We start from the raw sequence: 5,255 nt of genomic DNA on the forward strand, positions 1-5,255 counted from the left end.
AGGTTTGAAATAAAAGAAGTGTATTTTATCTCTTTTATCTACGGGCTTTCACTTTCCAACCATTGGCCAAGCATGATTATACTTGCGCCGGTGTTATTTTTTGTTTACCTGATTAATATTAAAAAGACACATCTTCAGCATCATATCATGCTGATTCTTTTTTTTATTGCAGGACTTACACCATACATATATATGTTTATACGTGCGGGTGTGCCTGCCGCGCTTAACTGGGGCAATCCTTCAAATTTAGAAAATTTCATATGGGTGGTTTCAAGAAAAGCGTATCTTGGCCCTGTTGATGCTTCGTGGGATGTTTTCCGCTATCAGATTATGGAGTTTTTAAAACTGTTTTTGACAAATTTTGGCTGGTTATGGATTTTTGCAATACCCGGAGTTATAGCCGTGAATAAGTATTCAAAAAAACTTAACGCGGTACTGTTATCATCCGCCCTGCTTATAATATTTATTGTTGTTTTTTATAACAGGACGCAGGAGGATGTTAAATGGTTAATACAGATTTTTATCATGCCCGCGGAGTATATAACAGGCCTGTTTATTTCGGCGGGAACAGTATATGCGCTTAGCCGCTTTAAAAATAAAAAAACGTATTTTGTTGTTATGGCTATAGCCGCGGCAGCGGCGGGGTTTATGATATCTGATAATTTTAAAAAGAATAATCATTCAAATGATTATCTGTCATATGACTACGGCAACAACCTTTTAAATACAATGGAAACCGGGTCCCTGTATGTGGCAGACGGAGATTACAACCTTATGCCGGTGTATTATATTCAGGAGATTGAAAAAAGAAGAACTGATATAATTTTTGCCACCGCTTCTTTTATGATATTTGACTGGGGGATAAATGATTTTATAAAAAAATATGAAAATATACCCATGAAGCCGTTTGACACGGAGCGCAACATATTAAACATCATTGAAAACTATAAAAATAAAACTGATGTTTACAGAAGCGCCTTTATGCCGAAGCTTGACCCGTATATGAACGGATATACTGCTGTTCCCAAAGGCCTTCTGGTAAAACTTAATCCGTTGAAAAAAACATATTCGCCCGCGTTGTATCGGATGTATTCGTACAGAAGTATTTTTGAAAAATTCGCAAAAGAAAGTAAAAATGATTATGACCTTATCGGCTGGTATCCTGTGTCAATGGTAAATCAGGCAAACGCGCTTTTATCAGGCGGTTATCCGGAGCAGGCTGCAAAACTTTATATCATGGCGCTGGATTTTCCCATTGATAAGCCGGAAGGTAATATTTATTATAATGCATCACTTGCTTACGCCCGAATGGGCGATACGGATAATGAACTTAAGTACCTGCGCCTGGCCGCGTTGCGCGGTACAGGTTTTTCTTCGGCGTATGAACGGCTTGGAGCTCTGCTTTATGACAGGGGATTTTATAAAGAGGCTAAGAAGGCTTTTATTGAATCAAAAGAACGCGGCGGGAATACGCCGTTACTGCAGAAGGGAATTGACTCTTTATCGCCTCTGACTGAATTACAGATGAACGAAGCGATGCTGAATAAAGCGAATCAATACCTTTTAGGAAATGATTTTAAACGGGCCGAAGAACTTTATAAATTATTACTTGAAAACAAATTTAAAAGGGATATAATATATTTAAATATTGGAGTGTTTCATTATAGAACAAAGAATTTGGAAGTGGCAGTTGAAAACTTTAGGAAGTCTAATAATGAGACGGCAAGTGTCAGGGCTATATCCTATTTGGCTCTTGCGTTAAAAGAGAATGGAATGCTTACTGAAGCCGTTAAAGAACTTGAATCGGGAATAAAACTGTTTCCGCAGGATAAAGAGCTGTGGGGTTTATATACAAAATTTAAAGGAGAAAATGCAGAGCAATGAATAAAATACTTCTCGCTCTGGCCGACAGGGAAGACGCGATAAGGATAAATAACTACCTTGAAGATAATTCATACTCCCCTTATATCGTCACAGACTCCGCGTCACTGATAAGCAAGCTGCAGGCAGGTTTTGATATGCTTATAATTGACAGCGATATTGCCGACGAACTGGAACTTAATATTATTAAATTTATAGGCGAGCGCTTTCCTGAAATGCGTGTGCTTGTGTTAAGTTCGCGTGAAAAACTGGACAGGGTAATTAAATCCGCGTCAGTTGAAAATTTTGACTACATAGTGAAACCTGTGAATTTAAACGAACTGAAATTTATTCTTGAAAGGTCAGCCGCGGCCTCTGTTGTAGACGCGGTACAGGACGGTGAACCGGACTATTTTGAAGGCAGGTTTGTGGGCAAAAGCGATAAGATAAAAAAAGTAATGGCTGTTGTAAAGAAAGTGGCAAAAAATGAAAGCAATATTCTGATAACCGGGGAGACAGGCACGGGTAAAGAACTTATTGCCAGGGCGGTATACGAGCTTAGCAGGCGGGCTTCAAAACCTTTTATAGCGGTGAATTCCGCGGCAATACCGGAAAACCTTTTAGAGTCTGAATTGTTCGGCTACAAAAGGGGCGCTTTTACGGGCGCGTCGGCTGACAAAAAAGGGCTGATAGAACTTGCCGACAGCGGCACGCTTTTTCTTGATGAAATCGGCGACTTAAGCCTTGGGCTGCAGGCAAAACTTTTAAGGGTGCTTGAAAATGGGGATTTAAGAAGGCTTGGGGATGAAGCGTCAAAGAATGTCAATATCAGGGTCATTGCGGCTACAAATCAGGACCTTATGAAATCCATTCAGGAAAAAACTTTCAGGGAAGATTTATTTTTCAGGCTTAATGTAATTCATATTCACATTCCGCCTTTAAGGGAAAGGTTAGAAGACATTCCGTATCTGTTAAGGTTTTTCATTGAAAAATATAATAAACTGGAGCGCCGTAATATTGTGGGCATTGACCCAAGGGCGCGCGCGGCGATAATGAATTACGAATATCCCGGCAATGTCAGGGAGCTTGATAATATTGTGCAGCATGCTTTTGCAATGGCGTCATCTGATATCATAACTATTGCGGACCTTCCGGTAACCCTGCAGGGAATATCGCCTTTCAGGAAACTGTCTGCGCCGGTTAAAGAAGAGTTAAGAAGCGATGGTTCTGACCCGGAATTGAACCTTGCGGACGCGGAAAAGTCTTTTATAAACAGGGCGCTTGAAAAATATGATAATAATCACACCAAGGCCGCGAAGGCGCTTGGGATATCTCGTTCTACGCTATGGCGTAAGATGAAAGAGTACGGGATAGGCAGGCCGGGGGAGTTATAAGAATAAAACTGTACGGTTGAAATAAAAAAAGAGGCGCTTTTTACAGCGCCTCTTTTTTATTTTTAAGTATGGTCAGTTGTGTGCGTTAAAAAGCCCCGCCAAGGGATACTTTGAAAGAATTTCCAAGTTCGCCGTATGGTTCATAAGAGAAGTCCACAAACTTTTCTTCAATGTTAAGCCCTACGCCGCAGGTTAAGCCCTTTAAGCCGGTTGTTACGCCGGTATTGTCTGTCTGATATCCCGCGCGCGCGGTAAAAAGAAAGGGTGTTTTTATGCTGATTCCCGCCCTGTGAACGGCATTGTTATTTACTTTGCCCACAAGGTTGTATTCCGCGCTTAAATTATAATCCGCCAAATCTATTGTATAGAACGCGCCAAAGGTTAAACCTTTTGGCAGAATGTTTCCGCCAAGCGTGCCGGCAAAGTTTTTTGCCAGCAGGTTGAAGAAAAGGCCTTCAAGGGGTGATTTATACCGGAGCCCTAAATCAAAGGCGCCTGTGCTTATTGTGCTGCCGTCTATGGTATCCAGGATGTATTTTAACGTAACGCCAAAATCAATGTTCTTTTCCAGTGTGTTTGAATATGACAGGGAAGCGGTAATGGCGTAAGGCGAAAAAGTTCCGGCTGCTATGTAATTATTCTCCGCGTCAATTTCATATTTTTTCATCTCTCCGGCGTTAAAATAACCTATTCCAAACGCTGCAGCGCCCAATTTGCCGAAGTTACCCGCGGCTGACAGGTGGTCCATCATCATGTCCATAAGCCATACGTTATGCGAAAAGAACATGCTCCATTTTTTTTCTGTGTTTTTCATTGAAGCAAGGCCGGCAGGGTTCCAGAAAACAGAAGAGGCATCGTCGCATGAACCTATGTAAGCGCCGCCCATCGCGGAACCTGCGGCGCCCGCGTACAGGTCAAGATACCTTCCGGCGGTTGCCGATGTGTTCTTCATGTCAGTATCCGCTGAAAAACCAATTGATGATATAAGTAAAAGAACTGCTGCTGTTATTATTATTTTTTTCATTTGAGCCTCTCCTTATCTTACCACGGCGAATTTTTCGTGCTTTTTAACTGTCTGACTGCCGTCTGTATACCGTATTATAGTTTTGTAAAAATATACTCCGCGTGACATCTTTGAAATATCAAAGCGGCAATAGCCGTTTGGCGCGTCATCCGTGACTTTTCCGGTTTCTTCACCGTCTGTGGAATAAAGAATTATTTCAACCTGTTTTGCTGTTTTTGCCGGGTCAATAGGATAGGCAATTGTCACAAACCCCGCATAAGCCGGGTTGGGATAAGCAAAAACTTCTGCCTGCGGTGTCGGAGTATTTGTGGCGGTCATTGTAATTGTGAAAGTCACTGTAATTGTCGATGTAAGGGTAATTGTCGGTGTTTCTGTGGCTGTCAGTGTAATTGTGGATGTGAGGGTTATAGTCGGGGAATCAGTAGCTGTCCAGTCCGGAGTGATTGTGTCTGTTACTGTTTCGGTAGCTGTTTCTGTGGTTGTCGCGGTTACTGTTTCCGTAACGGTTTCTGTTACTGTGGGTGTCGCGTATACCGCAACACAAGCCAGGGACAGCAGGATAGCAATAAATAATGTTTTAATTTTCATTTAATTCCTCCTTTGATGTTAAAACTATTTAAGATTTTACAGTAAAGGCGTGTAAAGTCAATGGAAAATTGGGGGGTAGAGGGTTCGCATGGCTATTATAGATGAAGCAGTTTGATTTTGCAGTGGTAGGCGCGTCTTTTCAGGGCGCGGCAGTTGATTTGTTTTTTGCTTTTACTTCCGTCCCTCTGTCCCTCGTGTTTTTGTCCCTCCGTTTTACAGGGCTTGGGTATGTTTTTTCAGCACGCGCCGCAAATTGGCATTCTTGCATCCAAATAAACTTGAAATCATCAGTCCGGTTAATTCATTGGCAATCGGGAATTTGCGTCACATCCGAATATGCCGCCGCGGCATTAAACCGCCCCTGCCGCATACATAGCAGGTTAGGGCGG

4 protein-coding genes are annotated in these 5,255 nt (G+C 42.0%); 2 read left to right on the forward strand and 2 right to left on the reverse strand.

Annotated features, from left to right (window positions below; all coding sequences use genetic code 11):
• Both JXR81_09880 and JXR81_09885 read left to right on the forward strand, forming a co-directional pair.
• Window positions 1–1,884, forward strand: a 1,884-nt coding sequence (locus JXR81_09880; GenBank protein MBN2755151.1) for a hypothetical protein, incomplete at its 5' end; no start/stop codon positions are given.
• Complete coding sequence (locus JXR81_09885; GenBank protein MBN2755152.1) at window positions 1,881–3,254, forward strand: sigma-54-dependent Fis family transcriptional regulator; 1,374 nt, start codon at window positions 1,881–1,883, stop codon at window positions 3,252–3,254. The genes JXR81_09880 and JXR81_09885, both read left to right, overlap by 4 nt.
• Before the next feature lie 85 nt (window positions 3,255–3,339).
• Here the strand turns inward: JXR81_09885 and JXR81_09890 are convergent, their stop codons facing one another.
• The gene (locus tag JXR81_09890) at window positions 3,340–4,278 is read right to left on the reverse strand and encodes a PorV/PorQ family protein (GenBank protein ID MBN2755153.1); all 939 of its coding nucleotides are present in this window, start codon (window positions 4,276–4,278) and stop codon (window positions 3,340–3,342) included.
• A gap of 12 nt (window positions 4,279–4,290) precedes the next feature.
• Window positions 4,291–4,866 carry a T9SS type A sorting domain-containing protein gene (locus JXR81_09895; protein MBN2755154.1) on the reverse strand — a complete coding sequence of 192 codons (576 nt, stop codon included), beginning with the start codon at window positions 4,864–4,866 and terminating at the stop codon, window positions 4,291–4,293.
• Between the last annotated feature and the right edge of the window lie 389 nt (window positions 4,867–5,255).

This window comes from Candidatus Goldiibacteriota bacterium (assembly GCA_016937715.1).
In the GTDB taxonomy this organism is placed as follows: domain Bacteria; phylum Oederibacteriota; class PGYV01; order PGYV01; family PGYV01; genus PGYV01.